Annotated in this window: 16 protein-coding genes and 1 pseudogene; all 17 read right to left on the bottom strand. The window is 47.3% G+C overall.

Features of this window, described 5'->3' with window-relative positions:
- Nucleotides 1–53: 53 nt before the first annotated feature.
- Complete coding sequence (locus tag HMPREF3027_RS02805) at nucleotides 54–1487, bottom strand: aspartate ammonia-lyase (protein WP_070706886.1); 1434 nt, start codon at nucleotides 1485–1487, stop codon at nucleotides 54–56.
- Between the two features lie 127 nt (nucleotides 1488–1614).
- Nucleotides 1615–2865 (bottom strand): DUF1015 domain-containing protein, encoded by a 1251-nt coding sequence (locus tag HMPREF3027_RS02800; RefSeq protein ID WP_070706884.1) that lies wholly within the window; start codon nucleotides 2863–2865, stop codon nucleotides 1615–1617.
- A gap of 92 nt (nucleotides 2866–2957) precedes the next feature.
- Nucleotides 2958–3881, bottom strand: coding sequence for an NAD(P)-dependent oxidoreductase (locus HMPREF3027_RS02795; RefSeq protein ID WP_070706882.1), 924 nt, complete (start codon nucleotides 3879–3881; stop codon nucleotides 2958–2960).
- Nucleotides 3882–3991: 110 nt separating this feature from the next.
- Entirely contained in the window at nucleotides 3992–5056 is a 1065-nt protein-coding gene (gene serC / locus HMPREF3027_RS02790; RefSeq protein WP_021903890.1) for a 3-phosphoserine/phosphohydroxythreonine transaminase, read from the bottom strand.
- A gap of 169 nt (nucleotides 5057–5225) precedes the next feature.
- Nucleotides 5226–5768 (bottom strand): ribosome maturation factor RimM, encoded by a 543-nt coding sequence (locus HMPREF3027_RS02785; protein ID WP_083317478.1) that lies wholly within the window; start codon nucleotides 5766–5768, stop codon nucleotides 5226–5228.
- An 8-nt stretch (nucleotides 5769–5776) separates the two neighbouring features.
- Nucleotides 5777–7084, bottom strand: a complete 1308-nt coding sequence (gene murA, locus HMPREF3027_RS02780) for a UDP-N-acetylglucosamine 1-carboxyvinyltransferase (protein WP_070706878.1) — start codon at nucleotides 7082–7084, stop codon at nucleotides 5777–5779.
- 28 nt (nucleotides 7085–7112) lie between these two features.
- Nucleotides 7113–7751: a DUF4290 domain-containing protein gene (locus HMPREF3027_RS02775; RefSeq protein ID WP_070706876.1), complete on the bottom strand. Its 639-nt coding sequence runs from the start codon at nucleotides 7749–7751 to the stop codon at nucleotides 7113–7115.
- 5 nt (nucleotides 7752–7756) lie between these two features.
- Nucleotides 7757–9097, bottom strand: coding sequence for a glucose-6-phosphate isomerase (locus HMPREF3027_RS02770; RefSeq protein WP_070706874.1), 1341 nt, complete (start codon nucleotides 9095–9097; stop codon nucleotides 7757–7759).
- Between the two features lie 11 nt (nucleotides 9098–9108).
- Nucleotides 9109–10113 carry an NAD(P)H-dependent glycerol-3-phosphate dehydrogenase gene (locus HMPREF3027_RS02765; protein ID WP_018028148.1) on the bottom strand — a complete coding sequence of 335 codons (1005 nt, stop codon included), beginning with the start codon at nucleotides 10111–10113 and terminating at the stop codon, nucleotides 9109–9111.
- Complete coding sequence (lysS, locus tag HMPREF3027_RS02760) at nucleotides 10106–11650, bottom strand: lysine--tRNA ligase (RefSeq protein ID WP_018028147.1); 1545 nt, start codon at nucleotides 11648–11650, stop codon at nucleotides 10106–10108. The genes HMPREF3027_RS02765 and lysS overlap by 8 nt, the downstream gene beginning before the upstream one ends.
- A 142-nt stretch (nucleotides 11651–11792) precedes the next feature.
- Nucleotides 11793–12539, bottom strand: a complete 747-nt coding sequence (locus HMPREF3027_RS02755) for a cell division protein FtsQ/DivIB (RefSeq protein ID WP_070706872.1) — start codon at nucleotides 12537–12539, stop codon at nucleotides 11793–11795.
- A complete protein-coding gene (murC, locus tag HMPREF3027_RS02750) occupies nucleotides 12536–13909 on the bottom strand; it encodes a UDP-N-acetylmuramate--L-alanine ligase (RefSeq protein WP_070706870.1) in 1374 nt (457 codons plus the stop codon). Before murC ends, HMPREF3027_RS02755 begins: the two co-directional genes overlap by 4 nt.
- A gap of 2 nt (nucleotides 13910–13911) precedes the next feature.
- Nucleotides 13912–15066, bottom strand: coding sequence for an undecaprenyldiphospho-muramoylpentapeptide beta-N-acetylglucosaminyltransferase (murG, locus tag HMPREF3027_RS02745; protein ID WP_070706868.1), 1155 nt, complete (start codon nucleotides 15064–15066; stop codon nucleotides 13912–13914).
- Nucleotides 15063–16388, bottom strand: a complete 1326-nt coding sequence (locus tag HMPREF3027_RS02740) for an FtsW/RodA/SpoVE family cell cycle protein (RefSeq protein ID WP_244401366.1) — start codon at nucleotides 16386–16388, stop codon at nucleotides 15063–15065. Before HMPREF3027_RS02740 ends, murG begins: the two co-directional genes overlap by 4 nt.
- Nucleotides 16389–16401: 13 nt before the next feature.
- Nucleotides 16402–16740, bottom strand: a complete 339-nt coding sequence (locus HMPREF3027_RS02735) for a hypothetical protein (RefSeq protein WP_070706864.1) — start codon at nucleotides 16738–16740, stop codon at nucleotides 16402–16404.
- 435 nt (nucleotides 16741–17175) lie between these two features.
- Nucleotides 17176–18096 (bottom strand): 4-hydroxy-3-methylbut-2-enyl diphosphate reductase, encoded by a 921-nt coding sequence (locus tag HMPREF3027_RS09750; protein ID WP_070706888.1) that lies wholly within the window; start codon nucleotides 18094–18096, stop codon nucleotides 17176–17178.
- 84 nt (nucleotides 18097–18180) lie between these two features.
- A pseudogene (gene cmk, locus HMPREF3027_RS09745) lies at nucleotides 18181–18762 on the bottom strand ((d)CMP kinase); the annotation flags it as partial.
- Between the last annotated feature and the right edge of the window lie 188 nt (nucleotides 18763–18950).

Below are 18950 nucleotides of genomic sequence, written 5' to 3'. Positions count from 1 at the left end.
TCAGAAAACTTTCGTTTCCCGACCTACTCGATTGTATTATGTGGGTGAGGGGATTAGTCCTCGAAGTTCTTTAGAGGCTTGATGTCTAGACGTACTGGCTTGATCAGGTTTTCTGGAGCTAGTATTTGGTCTAGTTGCTCCTTGGAGAGGATGCCCTTTTCTAGTACAATCTCTACGATGCCTTTGCCGGTGTTGATCGCTTCCTTGGCAATCTTAGTAGAGTTCTTGTAGCCGATGTATGGGTTAAGTGCCGTAACAACACCAATGCTACTATGTACTTGCTCTTCGGTAATGTTTTTATTGGCAGTGATGCCATCGATACAGAGTGTGCGAAGAGTATCGCAAGCCTCTACCAATAGGCGAGCACTCTCAAAGCAGCACTGTGCCATAATTGGCTCCATGGCATTGAGCTCCATCTGTGATGCCTCGCCAGCCATTGTAACGCACATGTCGTTGCCAATGATCTTCATAGCAACTTGAGTCACCACCTCTGGGATCACTGGATTGACCTTGCCAGGCATGATGCTGGATCCTGGCTGACGTGCAGGGAGGTTGATCTCGCTAAGTCCTGCTCTTGGGCCACTGGATAGGATACGAAGGTCGTTGGATATCTTGCTGAGCTTTACAGCGATTCGCTTGATGGCTCCAGAGAAGCCAATCATGTGTGAGGTATCGGAAGTGGCAGCAACCATATCCTTTGCCATCTTCACCTTCCACCCAGTGATCTCACTCAATGCTTCGGCACACGCCTCGCGATAGCCAGGCACTGAGCAGATACCTGTACCGATAGCGGTGGACCCCATGTTGTTTACCAATAGTTGGTCGCAAGCATGCTTAAGGTTGGGTAGCTCTTCCTCAAGAATGGAAGCAAACGCGTTGAAGGTCTGACCTAAGGTCATAGGCACTGCATCTTGTAGCTGAGTGCGCCCCATCTTGATGATCTTCTTAAACTCTTTTCCTTTGGCTTTGAAGCTCTTGATCAGATCTTCAATGTGAGGAATCATCTCCACATAGGTGGTATAAAGACCTAGGTGAATGGCTGTTGGGTAGGCGTCGTTGGTAGACTGTGATAGATTGGTGTGGTCGTTAGGGCTGAGGTGTTTGTAGTCGCCTCTCTCGTAGCCCATAATCTCTAGGGCACGGTTGGTGATGACCTCATTGGCATTCATATTGGTGGAAGTACCTGCACCTCCCTGAAACATATCTACCACAAAGTGCTCGTGATGCTTGCCAGCAAGGATTTCGTCACAGGCTTGCTCAATAGCTTTGGCTTGCTTATCGGTGAGTAGGCCTAGCTTATGATTGGCCATTGCTGCCCCTTTCTTGGTAAGAGCTAGTCCCTCAACGAAGTGTGGATAGTCGTTGATTTTGAATGGCGAAAACTTAAAGTTGTCAATGGCACGTGCCGTTTGTACACCATATAGGTGGCTATTATCTAGCTCCACCTCGCCTAGTAGGTCGCTCTCTACTCTCTTTTTTGATGACATAATAATATTGCGAAATAGTAATAAATATAGAAAGTGAGCACAGTCCCCGCGGTGGGGAGTGTGTCACTTTCTCTTTGTTTGGTATTTAGATATAATAAATTCCTGCTAATCGTAGCATAGCTGCTGCTTACTCCTCCTCTAATGAGTGGATAACTAGTCCGGAGCGCAGTTTTGGCTCGAACCAAGTGGTCTTTGGAGGCATGATATTACCAGTATCGGCAATATTGATAAGCTGATCCATAGTCACTGGATAGAGTGCTAGGGCAGCGATCATCTCTCCACTATCTACACGGCGCTTGAGCTCCTCTAGTCCACGGATACCGCCTACAAAGTCAACTCTGTTGCTGGTACGAAGATCCTGAATATCTAGAAGGTCGCGAAGGATGTAATCACTTGAAATGGTTACGTCGAGGACACCAATTGGATCATTATCATCATAAGTGCCTTCCTTAGCGGTTAGTGAATACCAGTGACCACCGAGGTAAAGTGAGAAGTTGTGTAGCTTATTAGGATGGTAGATATCAGTCCCCTTGTCCTCAACTACAAACTTATCCTCTAGCTTCTCTAGGAATTGAGCAGGAGTCATCCCATTCAGATCCTTTACCACACGATTGTAGTCTATGATATGTAGGTGGCTTGCTGGGAAGCAAACAGCCATAAAGTAGTTGTACTCCTCATTGCCAGTGTGGTTGGGGTTTTGCTTGCGCTTTTCATCTCCAACAAGTGCGGCTGCTGCAGATCTGTGGTGCCCATCAGCTATGTACATGTAAGGGATCTCCTTGAAAGCCTTGGTGATGGTCTCAATGTCCTTATCGTCACTAATCACCCAGAAGGTGTGTCCAAAGCCATCTATATCGGCAACAAAGTCGTACTCTGGAGTAGTCTTATTGTACTTGTCAATGATGCCCTGTAGGGTGGTATTATCCTCAAATGCAAAGAATACAGGCTCTACGTTGGCATTGTTGACGCGCACGTGCTTCATACGATCTTCCTCTTTATCCTTACGAGTAAGTTCGTGTTTCTTGATCCTGCCTTGCATATAGTCATCTACGTAAGCACCAAGCACGATACCATACTGTGTCCTACCATCCATGGTCTGTGCATAGATGTAGTAGCATGGCTTTTCGTCTTTTACGAGCCACCCTTTCTCTTGGAATAGTGCAAATTGCTTTGCAGCCATCTCATACACATCCTCATCGTGCTCGTCCTTTCCCACAGGGAAGTTGATCTCAGGGCGGATTATGTGGTAAAGCGACATCTCATTACCCTCTGCCTCCTTGCGAGCTTCGTCGGAATTCAGTACATCATAAGGGCGAGAATTAACCTTTTCTACTAGGTTTTTTGGAGGGCGAATGCCTCTAAATGGTTTAACGATCATATCTTTCTTATTTGTATTGAGGAGTGAGGGGTAGGTAGATGGAGTGCGACTTTTTTAGCCATCACTCCATCTGCTTACCTTACTACTATGATTTACTTATTTACTCTGAACTTTTCGTTGCCAGTAAGAAGATAGCTAGCGATTTGAGAAGCAGCAGCCATACCGGCATTGATGTTAGCCTCTGCGGTTTGTGCACCCATCTTCTTGGCAGTTGAGAAGTACTGCTTACCAAACTTCTCTATGATCTCAGCCTCTGCATCTGGCTTCACGTCGGTGAGGTAGCTAAGGTCTGGACGCTCTGCTAGTACCTTCATGAGGTCAGCCTCATTGATAAGATCCTTACGAGCAATATTCACTAGGATAGCCCCCTTTGGCATAGCGCTCATTAGCTCATAATTGATCATGCCCTTGGTGTTAGCTGCAGATGGCATAGCAAGTACCATGATGTCGCAAACCTCAAACATTGCCTTGCGATTTACGAAGAACTCATAGCCATCCTTAAAGAAATAGTCTGCTGGGGTTGAACGGCTGTATGCATATACGTGCATACCGAAGCCCTTAGCGATACGAGCAGCATTTTCACCGATATTACCATAGCTCATCACACCTAGGCGCTTACCCATAAGCTCGCTACCGGACGCTCCAGTGAAGTTCTTACGCACATGATAGAGTAGCATGCCAAATACAAGCTCCGCTACAGCGTTGGCGTTTTGTCCAGGGGTGTTCATCACTACTACATTGTGCTTTGTCGCTGCATCACAGTCTACGTTATCGTATCCTGCACCAGCACGCACTACGATCTTAAGGTTCTTAGCAGCCTCAATTACCTCTGCATCTACTTTGTCGCTACGTACGATCATAGCGTCAACGTCCTTTACAGCGTCTAGTAGTTGGCTTTTCTCTGTGTACTTCTCTAGCAGTACAAGTTCAAGACCGTTATTCTCAATGATGCCTCTAATCTTCTCTACAGCTACAGGTGCAAATGGTTTTTCAGTAGCGATTAATACTTTTGCCATAATTTCTATATTCGTTATTTAGTGTATTTGGTATTTTGATATAAACCGCGTCCACGGAGCAGTGGTCATGACCACTGCTCCATAGATGCGGCATTAATGATTGACTGTGATCAGATCTTCTTCTCAAACTCCTTCATCACATCTATCAGAGCCTTTACGCTCTCGATAGGAAGTGCGTTGTATGTAGAGGCACGGAAACCACCAACAGAGCGGTGACCCTTGATACCCATCATACCACGAGAAGTAGCTAGGTCTAGGAAGTCCTTCTCAAGCTCCTTGTACTCATCCTTCATCACAAAGCAGATGTTCATGAGTGAACGATCTTGCTCACGAGCAGTACCACGGAAGATCTTAGAGCTATCAATAGCATCATAAAGAAGAGCAGCCTTCTCCTCATTTCTCTTCTGCATTGCAGGGATACCACCTAGGCTCTTGTACCATTTAAGGGTTTGAAGAGCTACATAGATTGGGAATACTGGAGGAGTGTTGAACATGCTACCCTTGTCAATATGAGTCTGATAGTTGAGCATAGTAGGAAGGTCGCGATCTACCTTACCAACAGCATCCTTCTTTACTACTGCGAAAGTAACACCTGCAGGGGCAAGGTTCTTCTGCGCACCACCATAGATAAGGTCGTACTTAGATACGTCTACTGGACGGCTAAAGATATCAGAAGACATATCGCAGATAAGAGGTACACTAACCTCTGGATCCTTCTTGATCTCTGTACCATATATGGTGTTATTGGAAGTGTAGTGGAAGTAGTCTACATCACCTGGCACGGTGTACTCAGGGATATGAGTGTAGTTGTCGTCCTTAGAGCTTGCTACTACTACTACCTCACCTACGCGCTTAGCCTCCTTGATGGCCTTGCTTGACCATGTGCCTGTATCTAGATAGGCAGCCTTCTTATTAAGGAAGTTGAGTGCACTCATGTAGAATTGTAGGCTAGCACCACCTCCAACGAAAACAACCTCGTGTGTCTCAGGAACGTCTAGAAGCTCCTTGAAGAGGGCTACGGTCTCGTCCATTACGGCTACGAACTCCTTACCTCTGTGAGATACCTCTAGGATTGAAAGGCCAGTACCTGCAAAGTTTTCAACTGCCTTGCCAGCCTCTTTGATTACTCCCTCATTTAGGATTGAGGGACCAGCATAAAAATTGTGCTTTTTCATTGTCACAGTGTTTCTTAAAGTGTGAATAAACGATAATGATTTTATATTCGATGATAAAGGTACCCAATACCTTTCAAATAACCTTGAGAATGTGCCAAACCTTGCAAAATAACATCTTTTTGACCCCCTTCTCACTGTTTTTATTAAGAATGAAGTGGGTAAAGATGGGTTAAAGCTCAAGTAGTTCCATAGGGAAGTTGAGAGTTAGTTTTCTACTTTCCTCATCAAGTTCTATTAGCCACTCAGGGGTAAGTGGTATAGGTACTTGCTTATTGTTTTTTGCAAGCTCTACTAGGAGCAAGATATTGGTTGTGGTACTATCTATTGCTACTATTTCTCCAATCACCTCTCCATTATCATGTAGTAGGGTGTAACCAATGAGTTTTGAAATATCAGGCGCTTCGCCCATTGGTAGTTCTTCCTTAAGGATCATAAGGTCACAGCCTACGAAGGGCTCCGCCTCGCATAGGTTATGAAGCTCTTGGAGCTTGATAATTAGTTGTTCGGCACTTCCTCTTATCTGCTCCACACGATAGGGGATAGGTATCTCATCAATCACAGGAAATAGAAACTCAGGCAGTATCTCCTCGTATGTTGGCGAAGAGAGTGCCACCAAAAGCTCCCCTTGGTATCCGTGCGTCCTACGTACCTTTCCGTAAAGGGTTAGATCATTACCTTCTATTGTAGGGTAGGGGTTGAGCATACTCCTCATATATATATTTATACGCGGGTGATGGCTGCTCCTAATTGATTGAGTCGTTTATCAATAGATTGATAGCCCCTATCGATTTGGTCAATATTATTGATTCTACTAGTTCCATCGGCCGACATAGCTGCGATGAGTAGTGCAATACCAGCACGGATATCTGGCGAAACCATTGTGCCGCCCCTGAGCTTAAACTTACGGTCAAGCCCTATCACCGTAGCTCTGTGTGGGTCGCAAAGTATGATTTGAGCTCCCATATCAATCAGCTTATCTACAAAGAATAGTCGGCTTTCAAACATCTTTTGGTGGATCAAGACACTACCCCTTGCTTGTGTGGCAGTAACGAGTAACACACTCAAAAGGTCTGGCGTTAGCCCTGGCCAAGGAGCATCGGCAATGGTCATGATGGAGCCATCCATAAAGCTCTCTATCTCATAATGGTCGTGTGCTGGTACATAGAGGTCATTATCTCGCTCTTCAACGGTAATCCCCAATCGCCTGAAGGCATTGGGAATGATACCTAATTCGTGTACATCGGACTCCTTGATGGTAATCTCCGACCCTGTCATAGCTGCCATTCCGATAAAGCTACCCACCTCAATCATATCAGGCAAAAGCCTATGCTGTGTACCTCCTAAGCTCTCCACACCAGTGATGGTAAGTAGGTTGCTCCCGATACCTTCAATTTTTGCTCCCATCCGTACAAGCATCCGGCAAAGTTGCTGAATGTATGGTTCGCATGCAGCGTGATATATCGTGGTAGTACCTTCAGTGAGCACAGCTGCCATGATAATATTTGCTGTACCAGTTACAGAGGCTTCTTCCAGCAGCATATAGGTGCCCCGCATTGGCTTTTCTGCCTCTATTGTAAAGAGTTCTTTTGTGGCATCATACTTCATCTGAGCACCAAGGTCTATAAATCCTTGGAAGTGAGTATCTAGCCTTCGTCTTCCTATCTTATCGCCACCAGGTTTGCCTATCAATGCTTTCTTGAACCTAGCTAAAAGCGGTCCAATGAGAAGCACACTACCTCGAAGCTTTCCACTTGCCTCTAGGAAAGCCTTAGAGTAGGCAAAGTCTAGGTTGATATTATCGGCCTTGAAAGAATATGTGTCCGCTGTCAGTTTCTTTACCTGCACCCCCATATCCATTAGTAGCTGGATCAAGTTATTGACGTCCAAGATATCAGGGATATTGCTGATCTGCACCTCCTCTTTAGTGAGAAGCACTGCCGAAATAACTTGCAGGGCTTCATTCTTTGCCCCTTGTGGATGGATATTACCACGGAGTTGGTGCCCTCCCTCTACAACAAACGAACTCATAGTACTTTAATATTTATAGATGATGTAATTACCTCCGCTTCCTACGGTTATTCTTATTCCTTTTCATAGTGTAGGTACGGTTCTCCTTTTGTGGAGCTTGAGAGGCGAATTCCTTAGCATCGGGTAGCTGACAAGTTAGCTCATCCAAATATATTTTCCCCTCCGATAGCTCATAGAGATCTGAAAAAATCTTAGCATTGGCTACGCTGTCCTTATTCCACTGCATATAGCTACGTTTCATCTGCAAGGCAGTTTCCCTTGCCAATGCATCACGCTCTTCGCCCTCTGACAGTGCCAATACTGCTTGTATCATTCGCTCAATAATCCTACCATAGTGCCTATAGAGAGGTTTTTGTTGGTGGTCATTATCTAGTGCACATTTTATCTGCGAGTGGTACTCCTCTTTTGAGGTCACCTGATAGGGGAAGTCAATATCCAGTTTGAAGTCCGACATAATGTAGAGGTGATCCCACAACACTTGCATATGATCTTCCCGCTCCTTATCACGCGTTGAGACCATATCCATCGTGGCGATAATTGACTCTGCACAGCGCTGCCTCTCTGCTTTGTCCTTCAGCGTTAAGCAGTAATCTACCATATTTTGGATATGCCTCCCATACTCAGGTAGGATCAGAGGCTTTGAAAGTGTATTGTAGCTTTTATCCATAGGTGTTACAGTTCATTGACACGTCCTTGAATAGCCTTAGAAGCTTCCTCGTATCCAGGCTTATTCAGTAGTGCAAACATATTCTTTTTGTAGGCTTCTACACCCGGTTGGTCAAATGGGTTGACCTCAGTGAGGTACCCACTAATCGCTACAAGCTTCTCAAAGTAATAAAAGAGCTGCCCAATATTGTATGCATCTAGCCGTGGTAAGGTGATATTAACTAGTGGTACGCTTCCGTCTAGGTGAGCCAACATAGTTCCTTTCTCAGCCTGTTTGTTGACAAAGCTAATCCGTTTGCCGGCAATAAAATTAAGACCATCAAGATTCTCTTGATCGCTTGGTATCTCAAGGTGGCGCTCGCTCTCATCTACCGTCACAAAGGTCTCAAAGATGATCCGCTCCCCATCTTGGATCCACTGCCCCATAGAGTGCAGGTCAGTGGTGAAGTCCACAGCAGCTGGGAATATTCCCTTGTGGTCTTTCCCTTCACTCTCTCCAAAGAGTTGTTTCCACCACTCATTAATATAGTGCATCTTGGGGTGGAAGTTGACTAAAAGCTCAATCTTCTTGCCACTCTGATATAGAGCAATCCGCGTAGCAGCATGTTGCTCTACAATAGTCGCCTCCTTGCTATTAATATCTAGCTTTTGAGCCATATCTTTCGCTCCATTAACCAAGGCCTTAATATCAAAGCCAGCTGTAGCAATGGGAAGAAGACCTACCGGGGTCAGTACGCTAAAGCGGCCACCTACATTGTCTGGAATAACATAGCTCTTGTATCCTTTCTTATCTGCAAGGGTGCGGAGGGCTCCCTTTGACTGGTCTGTGATGGCTACAATATGTTGGCGAGCAAATTCCTCTCCCTCCTGCTCCTCTAGCAGTTGCTTAAGGAGGCGGAAGGCAATAGCTGGCTCAGTCGTAGTGCCACTCTTTGAGATGTTGATGAGCCCAAACTTATGCCCTTTCACTAGGTCTAGAAGCTCTGCAAGATAATCCTCAGAGATGTGGTGTCCTGCAAATAGCAAGTGGGCACCTGTGGCTGGTTTTAGATGAGCAAACGAGTCCGAAAGTGCTTCAACTACCGCTTTGATCCCTAGATAGGAGCCACCGATACCGATTGAGATAACATACTCACAATCTTTCCGTAGCCTATCAGCAGTCTCTTGGATATCTGCTAACATCTCATCAGAGATCTCAAATGGAAGCTCTCTCCAGCCGAGGAAGTCATTACCCTTGCCTTCTTCTGAGTGTAGGAGTTGGTGACACTCTTTAGCTTTTGGCAAGAGTGCTTCATAAAGACTCTTTACCTTATTATCCCTAAGAGCATTATTTATATTTACTTTCATCTTATCTATCTTTACTTTAGTTTTAAGCTAAGTTTTTCAAAGGTCTCACGTGCATTCTCCTTCTTGTAGAGGAGGTCATAGACAGCTTGTGCTATAGGTAGCTCAATACGGTGCTTCTTCAGCAGTACATGGATGCACTTCGCCCCATAATATCCCTCTGGTGTCAGCTCCATTTCATCTTGTGCCTGCATCACCGAGTACCCTTTTCCTATCAGAGTTCCGAGAGTGCGGTTGCGACTGTATCGCGAGTAGCCAGTTACCAATAGGTCACCAAGGTACACAGAGTCATTAATATTTCGCTCCGCATCAGTCACTTCCGAGAGGAAGTAGTCCATCTCCTTTATTGCGTTGGAGAGCAGTACCGCTTGGAAGTTATCTCCCATGCGAAGGCTTTGGCATACCCCAGCAGCTATAGCGTAGATGTTCTTTAGTACACTCCCCAGCTCTATTCCACGCACGTCCGTACTGACATTACAAAACGTGTAATCAGAATTAAATATCTGACTCATCTGCTCTGCCCTCTTCCCATTACTGCAAGCCAATGTAAGGTAGCTCAATCGCTCAAGTGCCACCTCCTCTGCGTGAGTTGGACCACTGATCACTGCTATTTGCTCCTCTGGTATCTGTAGTTGGTCGCTCAAGTAGTCCGAAATCACTACATAGTTGTCGGGGATAATACCCTTAACTGCGTTGAGAATGGTTTTCTTCTGAAGCGAGCCAGGCTTTGCCTTATCAAGTGTTCCCTTGATGTAAGGGGATGGGGTCACTAATATAAGGGTGTCAGACTTAGCTACGATCTTAGGAATATCCGTAAAGAAATCAATCCTATCCGTATCAAAAATCTGACTAGTAAGGTAGGTAGGGTTATGCTGCGAGTGCTTAAACTGCCGCACCGTCTCTCCGAAGCGGAAGTACCAATTGATACGCTCCTCATGCTCCAAGACAATCTTGGCAAGAGCAGTACCCCAACTACCGCTACCGATGATCCCTATTTTACCCGGTTGCCAGTTACTCATCGTCTTTTTCTGTTGTTTCACTCTTCGCCTTTACCTCCGGCTTCATTTGAGGGAATAGAAGCACCTCTTGTATGCTTTCTTGTCCCGTCAGTAGCATCACAAAACGGTCCATTCCGATTCCCATGCCGCTCGTTGGTGGCATACCATACTCCAATGCTCTTACAAAGTCTTGGTCAATTAGCATCGCCTCATCATCGCCCTTCTCCGAAAGCTCCATCTGATGTTGGAAACGCTCCAATTGGTCAATAGGATCATTCAGCTCCGAATAGGCATTGAGGAGCTCCTTACCATTGACCATTAATTCGAAGCGCTCCGTGATTTCGGGCTCAGTGCGATGCATCTTTGTAAGTGGCGACATCTCCACAGGATAGTCGGTGATATAGGTGGGTTGAATGTAATTGCCCTCACACTTCTCACCAAATAGCTCATCAATCAGCTTGCCCTTGCCCATAGTTTTATCCACAGCTATTCCCTGAGCCTTACATGCTTCACGGAGCTCCTCCTCGCTCTTTCCCTTGATGTCAAAGCCAGTGTACTTCAGGATGGCATCACGCATCGTCACACGAGGGTAGGGCGCCTTAAAGTCAATCTCTCGGTCACCCACCTTGGTCTTAGTCGTTCCATTTACCTGAATAGCGATGTACTCTAGCATCTGCTCCGTCATCTCCATCATCCAGTTGTAGTCGGTGTAGGGCACATAGACCTCCATCGCTGTGAATTCTGGATTGTGTGTACGGTCCATTCCCTCATTGCGGAAGTTTTTGCTAAACTCATACACCCCATTGAATCCACCCACAATTAGTCGCTTTAGGTAAAGCTCATTAGCAATACGCAGGTAGAGTGGTATATCCAGAGCATTGTGGTGAGTGACAAAAGGACGAGCTGCAGCACCACCTGGGATACTTTGTAAGATAGGAGTCTCCACCTCCAGATAGCCACGTGCGTCTAGAAATTCACGCATCGCCTTGAAAGTCTTACTACGCTTGATAAATACCTCCTTCACTTGAGGGTTCACCACAAGGTCCACATATCTCATGCGGTACCTCTGCTCAGGGTCACCAAAGGCATCGTAAGTGACGCCATCCTTCACTTTCACCACAGGAAGAGGGCGTAAGCTCTTGGATAGGAGCTTCAGCTCCTGTACGTGGATAGATACCTCACCCATCTTGGTACGGAATACATATCCCTTAATGCCAATGAAGTCACCGATATCTAGGAGCTTCTTAAATACCGTATTATAGAGCTCTTTATCCTCACCAGGTGCAATATCGTCGCGAGTTACGTAGAGCTGGATACGCCCCGTGGAGTCTTGTAGCTCACAGAATGAAGCTTTACCCATGATACGACGCATCATAATACGTCCTGCCATACTCACCTCTCTCCGAGGGGCTTCATCATCAAATGACGCCAATACCTCATCGGCATATGCAGTCACTTTGAATTCCTCTGCTGGATAGGGGTTAATTCCCATTTCTCTCAACTTCTCCAGACTCTGACGTCTTAATACCTCCTGCTCACTTAGCTCTCTAGTACTCATCTATATATAGAATATTATAATGTCTAATATGTTCCCCTCAATAGGTTGCCCTATCGGGTGATACAACTCTTTGCACAAACTTACCCAAAATTATTGAGTGGTGTTAATGATTAAAGCTTTTTCGTCTCTTTTTGGAGGTCGGTTATGGGCGACGCTTACACACAATCTGCCCAGAATAAGAGAGTTTGACCAGTTGATAGCGATTTGCTCCCACTTGTGGCACAATCTTATTGTAAAAGGTATGTATCTTCTCCAGGTCCTCCTCCAGATTAGTCGTTCCCAACACCTCAAATATATAGTCACCAACTCGTGGATAGAAGTGCAGGCGATTGCCCTCCTTCAGTTCAATCACACTGAAAAAAGAGGCCCAATCCTCGTGTGTCTGCATAAACTGACTGAGAGGTAAAAGCGTCTGCTTGAGCGTGATAGAGTCGACCTGGTGAGCTCTTACAATGGGAAGGTATACCGAGACGCCCACCTTCGTACGCATTGGGTTCCCCTCATCATCGAGGTAAAAGGAGCCTTGGTCAGAGAAAAAGCGCAAGACTGGTTTGCGACTCTCCACCTGTACCGTCATCTGATGCGCCGCGGGCGAAATATAAGCATTAACCTTCTTGGCATAGGGTATTTCTTGGCGTACTCGGCCTTCTATCCCTGCTAAATCCACAGAGACCGTCGTGGTGTCGGTAATATCAATGGGAAGTATGCGCGACACATCATCCTTATCTAAAAAACCTGCCTCACTCCCATGGATCACTATGCGAGTACGATTGGGCTGCACAATGTAGCGAGACTGCCCTCGGAAGGCAAAGTAAGAGTAGCCCATAACCCCTAATAGGGTGAGTGCTATCAGCCAAATGAATAGGGTTGAGGCTTTCTTTCTCGTCATATCACTACACTCTTGAGATAGTCACGTACCTCGGGGAGCAGATACTCAATATCTCCTGCCCCCATCATTACTAGCACATCAAAGTGGTGCTTGCGTAGCTCAGGGATCAACCCCTCCTTCGTCACAGAGGCCTTTAGCGGAGAGGTAACTAACTTTGCCAATGCATCTGATGTCACCCCCGGGATAGGCTCTTCACGGGCCGGGTAGATTGGAATTAAAATCACATTATCCACCACCGAAAGTGCTTCGGCAAACTCCTTCATAAAGTCAGCAGTACGACTAAAGAGGTGGGGCTGAAAAACCACTGCGATCTCTTTGTCTGGGTAAAGCTTCCGAATAGAGGTGAGCGATGCCTTGATTTCATCGGGGTGATGGGCATAATCATCAATCATCACCGGGTGTTGGGGCTCATTGAGCCATCGTTCAAAGCGGCGACGGCTTCCCAAGAAACTCTTCAATCCCTCCCTCAATTCCTCCTCAGTCGCTCCTAGGTGCTGAGCTAGTGCCAGTGCCGCCGTAGCATTCAGTACATTGATCTCCACTGGTGTGCCGATTTGGAGCTGTTGGTAGCACCCATCAGGGTAGTGCCAGTCGAAGTAAAGCTCTGCATTGTGGTAGGTCACATTGCTATACCAATAGTCCGATTGTGAAGAGCTCCCATAGCGAAATAGCGTCACCCCCTCAGGGCATCTATCTAAATGTGCCTTCTCATTGAGGAGCAATACTCCTCCTGCAATCATCTTTTCGGCAAAGATCTGAAAAGCCTCTCGGTATGCCTCAGGTGTTCCATAAATATCGAGGTGGTCTGGCTCTGTAGAGGTGATAATCGCGTGCGTTGGGGTTATTTGATGAAACGAGCGATCATACTCATCCGCTTCGATAACCACATAAGGGCTATTGGGGTTTAAGTAAAGATTGCTTCCACTATTTTGGGAAACTCCACCGAGAAATGCGTTGGCACCAATGTGCGACTGCTCAAGGAGATGAGCCAAAAGTGTACTAGTAGTAGTCTTACCATGCGTGCCCGCCACACAGAGTGCTTTTTGCCTTCGGGTGATCTGCCCCAGCACTACCGCACGCTTCACCTGCTCGTAGCCGTGCTGTGCGTAGTATTGGCGGATATGATTATCCTCGTGTATTGCAGGCGTGTAGACTACCTGCACCTCCCTAGGTGCTTGGTATTTGGTGGGAATCAGCTCCGGACGATCTTCATAGATAATCTCTGCTCCTGCCTCCTCCAAAGCCGTGGAAACCTTTGAGCGGATCCTATCATATCCTCCCACATGGGCCCCTTCGGCAAGGAAATAGCGGGCAATGGCACTCATGCCGATGCCCCCAATACCGATGAAAAAATAACTCTTCCCTTTCATATCTACTTCTTTGTGGCTTTCTTCGCTTCCCACTTCTCCACAATTTTCACCACCTCATCCACGATCGTCTCATCCGCCTTTGGACAGGCTAGCTTCAGGGCATTGGTGCCCAGCACCTCCAGCTGTTTCTCCGCCCCAAGTAGCTCTAGAGCTTTCGGCACCAAAGCCTCTCGTGCGTCGGCATCCGCCACCATCACCGCAGCGTTATCCGCTACCAGAGCTTGAGCATTTTTAGTTTGGTGATCCTCCGCCACATTAGGGCTAGGTACCAAGATCGAAGGCTTCCCCAGCATACATAGCTCCGAGATAGAGCTAGCTCCCGCCCTAGAGATCACCAGATCGGCCACCGAGTAGGCATAGTCCATACGGTTGATAAAGTCAGTGAGTACAATGTTTTTATCTTCCAACCCTTGGCTTTTGAGATGCTCTTGCCCCTCTTTTATGTAGCCCTTTCCGCACTGCCATAGGAGTTGCATGGTCTCCCGCTCGCTCGCAAAAAGCTTCACGGCAGCTGCCATACTCTCATTGATTGTCCGTGCTCCAAGGCTTCCCCCAATCACTAAGAGCGTTCTTTTTTTAGGGTCTAGCTTGAAGTGCTGATACGCCTCTATAGCGTGTGGTTGTATATCAGCCAATTGCTTACGGATTGGATTTCCCGTAAGTATGAGGTTTTTTCCCTTCGGAAAAAAGCGAGCCATATCCTTGTATGCCACACAAATTGTCTCCGCCTTTTTGCCGACTAATTTATTTGTTTTGCCTGCAAATGAATTTTGCTCCTGCACCAAAGTCGGTATCTTTAGCCCATTTGCCTCCAAAAGGGTAGGGGCACTGGCATACCCTCCCACACCGATCACGATTTGTGGCCGGATCCTTTTTAGCTCTTTACGGATTTGTTGTCGGCTCTTAAGTAGTTTCCAAAGGGTGATGAATAGCTTAATGGGATTCTTGCCTCGGCTCAATCCCTCTACTGGTAGCAAGATGATATCATACCCTGCTGCAGGTACCTTTTCCTCCTCCATACGTCCCTTGGCGCCCACAAAGGTCACCTCACACTCTGGGTATCGACGTTTTATCTCATTGGCAATAGAGATGGCGGGGAATATATGCCCCCCTGTGCCACCACCGCTGATGATTACATTGGTTAGTTTTGTACTCATGGCTCCACATTTTCTATTGGTTCACTCTCTATTGGAGGCATCTCTGGGATCGCCTCTGTAGCAACTATTTGGTTGAGACCCCCTGCTTTGGCAATCCGCTCCTCCTCCTTCCGTTTATTATCGTGGCTTACCGCCAAAAGGATGCCGAAGTAAATCCCCGTCACTAGATAGCTAGAGCCACCTCGACTGATAAATGGGAGGTTTTGCCCAGTGATCGGGAATAGATTGACACAGATGAGCATATGCAGGAAGGCTTGTAGTGTGATAATCAACCCTATCCCCTGTACCAAGAGGGTTTGGTAGACACTATTGGTACGCCTTCCGATCCCTCCGATAATAAAGAATAGAGCCAAGTAGGTCAGTACCACCAAGATAGCTGCGGCAATTCCCCCTTCCTCCACCAAGATGCTAAATACAAAGTCCGAATATGGCTCGGGAAGGAGGTTACGCATCTCACTTTTGCCAAAGCCTACACCCAGCAGGTGGCTATTGGCAATCGCCCTTTGTGATGAAACAATCTGCAGATCCTTTCCATCAATATCGCTGTAGGTATCCGAATTGATAGGTGCCCCCACTTGCGTTATGAATCGCTCAATTCGAGCATAGCCTGTGCCCAAGCGAGTTACTCCTCCCTCTCGAATACTTGGCACCAAAACTAGTAGCATAATCACCAATGCCAAAGCCCCTAAGCCCCCCAAAAGCAATCGCCTCATCATCTTCCGATTGGCACCTCCCATGTAAGAGATACAAAAGACCACCGAGGCGAGGATCAGAGCTGTCGATATATTCTCTAGGAAGATAGGCAGACAAAATAAACCGGTGGTGATGAATATCACCCAGAAGTTACGTGCCGAAGCGTGTCGCCCATCTTTGAACCTCAGTTGCGTTGCCACAAAGTTGATCAAGGCAAGCCTCGCTAGCTCTGAAGGCTGAAAGGAGATACCAGCGAGTGAGATTTGTCGCTTTGCATCATTGAGATCCTGGCCCCTAAAAAGCACGTAGAGGAGTAGGATAAAACTGAAAAATAAAAAGAGCCTCGCATACTTCCTAAAGAAACGTAGTGGAATATGTGATACCGCCACACAGAGCCCAATGGCTAATCCCATTGAAAGTATGTGCTTTCCAAACATATTAAAGAAGCCACCTCCACTCGCCCAAGAGCCAAACGCCTTGGTGCTGGTCGAAGAAAAAACAATCCATAGGCTAATCGACATCAGTACCAGCATTATAGCCCATATTGCTTTGCTACCGATGAAGAGCCTATTGGGGTGCCACCACGCCTGCGTCGGGGCTTCCCTCACTATAGAGCTTTCGTCACTCATATCGCTATTCCACCTATTCCGGCCAATTTTTTCCTGTCCATATAAACCTTATCTCTCCTCTTGAGGTCAACTCTTTTACGATGATCTGATATCGCTGTCCCTCCTGATAATGGCGGTCAAAACCTTCAATCTCCTTGATAGCAATGAAAGGTTTTGGCGTCGTCGACCCCTCCTCCTTGATGAGCGTACGGTATCTACCAGCCTCATCCTTTTCTTCCAGTATCACAAGGTAGAGCCTCCTCACACTCATGGGAATCGGCGACTGCTTGGAGCAACTCTCCACTAGCAAGAGCAGTGCTAGGCACCCCACTAGCGCCAAGATCCATCGAACCCATTGATGATTACTCGTCATGCCTTAATTGATTATCTATTCTACTCCCCCAACTAACCCCACACCTTTCCGCAAATCTACCAAAAATTATCGCTGTTACCTCAATATTTCGAGACAGTTATCATAGCTGAAAAATTAGAATTCCCCCTACTGCCTGTATACGTCATAATGCTAGTAATTTTTCTCCAGCTGAGGTGAAAAATAGCTTTATCATCAGTCTCAGACAGAGGCTGTTGATTACCCTTCTTTGGCAACTACCGACAATTAGACTCTCGACTTTTGTGCCCGATAAAATCGCCTTTTGTAATGGATTGATTCTTAGCACTATACACTAGCGTTTTCTTAGTTGCAACTAAGCAATCGGTTAGTTGCAACTCGTCAATTGCTTAGTTGCAACTCAGCAAATGCTTAGTTGCATCTCCACTTTTGCCCTTTATGCAAGGGGGTAAAAAGTGATTATTTGTCGTGAGGTGGGGGAGTGGATGCGCACTCCTCTATTTTTTGTTTTACCGCCTCCATCTGCCACCTTGGGGTAGAGGTAGCTCCGCAGATACCCACCGTGTGTACCCAGGAGGGGAGGGGAGTGGTGATCTCGTCGGGGGAGGTGATGAAGTGGGTATTAAGGTTGGCACGTAGGGCGGTTTGGTAGAGCACCTTGCCATTACTGCTGTGAGCTCCGGCGATGAAGTAGACCCAATCCTTTTCCTTGGCAAACTGGGTGATTTCGGGGACCCGATTGGAGACCTGTCGGCAGATGGTATCGTACCACTCCACCTTCACCCCTTCGTGAACCCATTCACGCAGGGCGGTGTGAAGTGCCTCAAACTGGTTCTGATCCATAGTGGTCTGACTAAATAGTGCTACAGCGCGATTAGGATCAATCAATTCACGTGCCTCTTCTACCGATTGTACCACGATGGCGGTGCCATCGGTTTGGCCCACCAGTCCATTCACCTCGGCATGCCCTCGCTTTCCGAAGATCACGATTTGCTGTCCCTCTTCTAATCCCTCTAGGTACTTGGTTCGGATCCGCTTTTGGAGGGTGAGTACCACAGGGCAGGTAGCATCTATCACCTCGATGCCCTGCTTTCGGGCCTCCTCGTAGATCTTGGGGGCTTCGCCATGAGCTCTGAAGAGTACTCGCTCTCCCTTGAGCGATGGTAGCTGGTCGTAGCCGACTGCATGGAGCCCCTCTCGGGAGAGGCGTGCAACCTCTTCGCTGTTGTGTACGATATCGCCGAGGGAGTAGAGGGGGCGCTGAAGCTTTAGCTCGGCCTCGGCCTTGCTGATGGCGTGGATCACTCCGAAGCAAAAGCCCGACCCCTCATCGATCTCTACTGATAGCTCGCCCGAGGAGTTGCCCCGAATGACGCGCATCGCCACCTCCCATACCAATTGCTGTTGCTCCTCGAGGGATAGTGCACTATTGTCTAGCAGGATGGCATCATCGGCACGGCGAAGGGGGTCGATGGCTCGGGTGCTATCGATCCGATCGCGTGCCTCTACATTCTGTAGCACCTCCTCGTAGCCCACCTCGTCGCCACGGCTACGTAGCTCTGCCACACGTCGGGCAGCTCGTACTTCTGGTGTGGCGGTGACGAAAAACTTGAGCTCGGCATGGGGCATGACTACAGTGCCGATATCTCGGCCATCCATCACCACACCACCTGCTGAAACCCATGATTGCTGTATGGCTACTAGGTATTTTCGTACCGCTGCGATGGTGCTGATGGGGCTCACGTGGTTGGAGACCTCCATGCCCCGAATCTCTCGCTCTACATCCTCTCCATTGAGGAGGAGGTGCTGGCCATCTGCTTTTGTTTCGAATGCGAGGGTGACCTCCTGTGCCACTCGCTGGCTGATGGCCTCCTCGCAAGGTTGGCCATCGGACCAAAGGCCCTCTCGGAGCGACCAGAGGGTCACCCCGCGATACATCGCCCCTGTATCCACGTAAGTATAGTCGAGTTGGCTAGCTAGTCGCTTGGCAATGGTGCTTTTGCCACAAGAGGAGTGCCCATCTAGGGCTATATTGATTCGTCTCATAGAGTTTTCTCCACACATATATATATTAGTATCCCAATGCTCATTCTCCCTCAGTCACAAAGTTACCAAAAAAGGGGTAGATAATCTTTGGTGGCTCGCTTCATGGGTTACGCATTAGAAAGTTCTTACCGTATACATTTTAATAGGGTGTCTATAAGTAAGGACCTCGGCAGAGGTCCGTGCTAAAT

It is taken from the genome of Porphyromonas sp. HMSC077F02, assembly GCF_001815465.1.
GTDB lineage: Bacteria > Bacteroidota > Bacteroidia > Bacteroidales > Porphyromonadaceae > Porphyromonas_A > Porphyromonas_A somerae.
This window is presented reverse-complemented; position numbering and strand designations above follow the sequence as displayed.

Coding starts and splice junctions, on each gene's coding strand:
- HMPREF3027_RS02805 (WP_070706886.1), bottom strand. CDS start 1,487: ATGTCATCAAAAAAGAGAGTAGAGAGCGACCTACTAGGCGAGGTGGAG.
- HMPREF3027_RS02800 (WP_070706884.1), bottom strand. CDS start 2,865: ATGATCGTTAAACCATTTAGAGGCATTCGCCCTCCAAAAAACCTAGTA.
- HMPREF3027_RS02795 (WP_070706882.1), bottom strand. CDS start 3,881: ATGGCAAAAGTATTAATCGCTACTGAAAAACCATTTGCACCTGTAGCT.
- serC (WP_021903890.1), bottom strand. CDS start 5,056: ATGAAAAAGCACAATTTTTATGCTGGTCCCTCAATCCTAAATGAGGGA.
- HMPREF3027_RS02785 (WP_083317478.1), bottom strand. CDS start 5,768: ATGAGGAGTATGCTCAACCCCTACCCTACAATAGAAGGTAATGATCTA.
- murA (WP_070706878.1), bottom strand. CDS start 7,084: ATGAGTTCGTTTGTTGTAGAGGGAGGGCACCAACTCCGTGGTAATATC.
- HMPREF3027_RS02775 (WP_070706876.1), bottom strand. CDS start 7,751: ATGGATAAAAGCTACAATACACTTTCAAAGCCTCTGATCCTACCTGAG.
- HMPREF3027_RS02770 (WP_070706874.1), bottom strand. CDS start 9,097: ATGAAAGTAAATATAAATAATGCTCTTAGGGATAATAAGGTAAAGAGT.
- HMPREF3027_RS02765 (WP_018028148.1), bottom strand. CDS start 10,113: ATGAGTAACTGGCAACCGGGTAAAATAGGGATCATCGGTAGCGGTAGT.
- lysS (WP_018028147.1), bottom strand. CDS start 11,650: ATGAGTACTAGAGAGCTAAGTGAGCAGGAGGTATTAAGACGTCAGAGT.
- HMPREF3027_RS02755 (WP_070706872.1), bottom strand. CDS start 12,539: ATGACGAGAAAGAAAGCCTCAACCCTATTCATTTGGCTGATAGCACTC.
- murC (WP_070706870.1), bottom strand. CDS start 13,909: ATGAAAGGGAAGAGTTATTTTTTCATCGGTATTGGGGGCATCGGCATG.
- murG (WP_070706868.1), bottom strand. CDS start 15,066: ATGAGTACAAAACTAACCAATGTAATCATCAGCGGTGGTGGCACAGGG.
- HMPREF3027_RS02740 (WP_244401366.1), bottom strand. CDS start 16,388: ATGAGTGACGAAAGCTCTATAGTGAGGGAAGCCCCGACGCAGGCGTGG.
- HMPREF3027_RS02735 (WP_070706864.1), bottom strand. CDS start 16,740: ATGACGAGTAATCATCAATGGGTTCGATGGATCTTGGCGCTAGTGGGG.
- HMPREF3027_RS09750 (WP_070706888.1), bottom strand. CDS start 18,096: ATGCGCGTCATTCGGGGCAACTCCTCGGGCGAGCTATCAGTAGAGATC.